The organism is Bacillus sp. AFS001701, from assembly GCF_002559405.1.
In the GTDB taxonomy this organism is placed as follows: Bacteria; Bacillota; Bacilli; order Bacillales; family Bacillaceae_G; genus Gottfriedia.
On record NZ_NTZO01000524.1, the window covers coordinates 1 to 2,574 of the forward strand.

The 2,574-nt window shown below is 33.8% G+C and carries 3 protein-coding genes; all 3 read right to left on the bottom strand.

Features of this window, described 5'->3' with window-relative positions:
• Positions 1 to 3: 3 nt before the first annotated feature.
• The gene (locus CN514_RS22035) at positions 4 to 1,485 is read right to left on the bottom strand and encodes a sodium:solute symporter family protein (protein WP_098234412.1); all 1,482 of its coding nucleotides are present in this window, start codon (positions 1,483 to 1,485) and stop codon (positions 4 to 6) included.
• Positions 1,482 to 1,682 (bottom strand): DUF3311 domain-containing protein, encoded by a 201-nt coding sequence (locus CN514_RS22040; RefSeq protein ID WP_098234413.1) that lies wholly within the window; start codon positions 1,680 to 1,682, stop codon positions 1,482 to 1,484. The genes CN514_RS22035 and CN514_RS22040 overlap by 4 nt, the downstream gene beginning before the upstream one ends.
• Positions 1,683 to 1,695: 13 nt before the next feature.
• On the bottom strand, positions 1,696 to 2,574 hold an 879-nt coding region (locus CN514_RS22045), incomplete at its 5' end, for an amidohydrolase (RefSeq protein ID WP_098234414.1).

Consider the following 2,574-nt stretch of genomic DNA (forward strand, 5'->3'; position numbering starts at 1 on the left):
ATATTATGGTTCAACTACTATATCAATTTTCTTATTAGTCGACATACTATTTTTGGAAATGAGACTAACGCTAATCATAACAAGCGTATTAATAATTAATGCAATCATCCCTACGTTTAAATCTTTTATTAATTGTGGTAGATGAGTAAAAGTTTGAGCGAATGTTTTTTCGCCTAAATCATATATTGAAACGATCACCCCACCAAATATGATTCCAGTAATAGCACCGTATTTCGTTACAAAATTTTTCTTCATTAAGCTTAAGAAAAATGGTGGAGCAAGCTGTGTAATAAAATTATAAGCAACTATTGCAATACTAAATAAAGAATTTCCACCTTTAAAGGTAAAATACACCCCTATTAGAGTAATGAACGGCACTACGAATTTTATTAGTTTTCCAATCTGACTTTCTGATCTAGTAGGTACAAGTACTTGATAAATATTTTTAACAAATAATGTAGATATTACCATTAGAATCAGTGAAGCTGGTACTAAAGCTGCTAATACCCCTGTGCCCCCTATTAGTCCTACAAACCATGGATCAAATGTCTTTTTAGAAAGTAGTAATAAGATTTTATCACCATCACTACCTTGTAAACCTTTAATTTGTAAGATTGCCGCAAAGCCTACGAAAAAAGCAAATAATAATATTAATTGATACACTGGCATTATGATTGCGTTTTTTCTTAAAACCTTTGCATTTTTCGCTGCAAAAATAGGTGGGAATGAGTGTGGCCACATATACATCCCAATTCCACTTAATATAATAGTTGAAATATACCATGTTAAATTCATCCCATGTTCTGGTAGAATCGTAAAGTTTGGCTTTGCTTGTTCAATAGCTTGATACATCGGCTTAATACCGCCATAAAAATGAACAGGGAAATAGATCCCTAAAAATAAAATAATGGCAAGAATTAAAATATCCTTTAAAACAGAAGTCCATGCAGAACCATGAATTCCAGATAGCATAACGAATAAAGTAACACCGAGTGCGCCAAATAAAATAGCCATTTTTGAAGAAATAAAACCATAAGATGTAATTTCGACGATATAACCTAAGCCTTTTAATTGTAGTACTAAGTAGCAAAATAAAGCGACGATTCCAACGATAGCAACAAGAACACCAAGAATTTGACTTTCATATTTCTTCGCCATAAAATCCGACTGTGAAATTAGTTTATGTTTTTTTGAGTATTTCCAAATCTCAGGAAAGGCCCAATAAGATATGATTGATGCGATACAACCATAAGAAACGATACTAAAAATCGATCCCCCTTCACCATATGCAGAGCCACTTGCACCCAAAAAGGTAAAAGTAGTATACATTTCTCCTGCTGATAATAAAAAGATGAAGAGTGTACCCATCCCACGGCCACCGACAGACCATTGTTCTAAGTTCATTTCTTTCCCTTTTTTTGACCATATACCAATCACGATCGACACTATGAAAAATAAGAAAATAAATAGTGTACCAGTATTCATTCTATTTCCTCCTCTTTATTCGCAGGATCAAATAAATAGATTAAACCTAAAAATGCAGTAGTAAGTAATGACCATAGTACGATGGAGAAATGAAAAAATGGCATACCAAGTACATAAGGAGTAACTTTATTGGAAAATAAAGCACCTATTACAAAACCAATAATCGGTATAAAACCAAGTAAATAGATTTTTTTCATACGCTACTCTCCTTTAGTTAGTTAATATGTTAAAAGCTCCTTGAACAAAGGTCTTTACACCGTCCTTTAAAGCCCTCTCATCAATATTAAATTTCGGATGATGGTGTGGATACACTATTCCTTCTGCCTCATTTCTTGAACCTATAAAAAAATATGCTCCAGGAACTTCATTAAGAAATGCTGAAAAATCTTCACTTCCCATTATTGGATTAATTAATACACGGTTTTCTTCGCCAAATATCTCACAAGCAGTTTGATCTATTAAACTAGTTGTTTCATCATCATTAATGACCGGTGAGTATCCGTAATGGTATTCAAACTCATATTTAGCACCATGAGCATCAGTAATTCCTTTTACAATTTGTTCGATCAACTTAGGTATATTATTTCGAATTTCCGGTTTAAAGCTCCGAACTGAACCACCGATTGTAACAAAATTTGGAATGACGTTTACTGCTTTACCTCCATTAAATTGTGTAACTGATATGACGGCAGTATCGATCGGATCAATCTTCCTTGAGACGATATGCTGTATGTTTGTTACTACTTGAGTACCAATTAGAATTGGGTCGATTGTTTGATTTGGTTGAGAAGCATGACCACCTTCACCAATGATCGTAATTTTAAACATATCTGCTCCAGCCATAATAGGTCCATAATTTAAACCAATTTTTCCCGTTTCCAAATTACTCGTTAAATGTGCTCCGATAATTAGGTCAACTTCATCAAGAACTCCTGCATTCACCATCTCAATTGCACCACCTGGTGGTAATTCTTCTGCGTGTTGGAAAATAAATCGAATCTCACCTTTTATTTGATTTTTTAAGCTACAAAGTAGTTTCGCAGCCCCCAATAACATGGCAGTATGTCCATCATGACCACATGCATGCAT